This is a genomic window from Algoriphagus sp. (genome assembly GCF_024642405.1).
Lineage (GTDB): Bacteria > Bacteroidota > Bacteroidia > Cytophagales > Cyclobacteriaceae > Algoriphagus.
Genome location: NZ_JAHEBC010000484.1, coordinates 1,508 through 2,410, shown reverse-complemented (window position 1 = coordinate 2,410; position 903 = coordinate 1,508). Strand labels below are relative to the sequence as shown.

The 903-nt window shown below is 39.8% G+C and carries 1 protein-coding gene; it reads left to right on the top strand.

Translation table 11 applies throughout. The features are described from left to right. Window positions 1–903 (top strand): Tex-like N-terminal domain-containing protein (locus Q0L68_RS19630; RefSeq protein WP_296705938.1); only part of this gene is annotated, 903 nt, incomplete at both ends.

The following is a 903-nucleotide window of genomic DNA, read 5'->3' as shown; positions in this document are numbered from 1 at the left end:
GAAAAATTCATTGATTCTGAAAAAGAGGTGACTTCAATTGAAGATACACTTCAGGGAGCCCGTGATATCATCGCAGAATGGATCAATGAAAATGCTGAATTGCGGCAAAAAATGAGAAAGCTTTTCTTGGAACAAGGCGTGTTTTCTTCTAAAGTAATTCCTGGAAAAGAAAATGAAGCGATTAAATACAAGGATTATTTTGATTGGTCAGAACCTATAAAAACTGCTCCTTCACATCGGGTTTTGGCGATGAGGAGAGGTGAGAAGGAGCTTTTTTTGATGCTAGACTCTGTGCCTGATGAAGTATCAGCTTTATATCAAATGGAAAAAACGGTGATTGCTGATGAAGCAAACTCCTCAGTAGATCAAGTGAAGTTGGCAATTAAGGACTGTTACAAAAGGCTTCTGAAGCCAAGTATGGAAACAGAAGTACGTCTTTTAACCAAAAAGAAGGCGGATGAGGAAGCCATCAAAGTCTTTACAGAAAACCTAAAACAACTCTTATTGGGAGCACCATTAGGACAAAAATCTGTCATGGCAATAGATCCCGGATTTAGGACAGGATGTAAATTGGTATGCTTAGGACCACAAGGTCAGTTTTTACACTATGAGGCGATTTATCCTCATGAACCACAAAAAAGAACTGCTGAAGCGGGAATGAGTATCAAAGGATTGGTTGAAAAATATTCCATTCAAGCTATTGCTATCGGAAATGGAACTGCAGGAAGAGAAACCGAAACTTTTGTAAAATCATTAGGCCTACCAAAATCTGTTATTGTGACGATGGTGAATGAATCTGGGGCCTCTATTTATTCCGCTTCCGATGTGGCCAGAGAAGAATTTCCTGATTTGGACTTGACAGTGAGAGGAGCTGTTTCTATCGGTCGGCGATTAATGGACCCA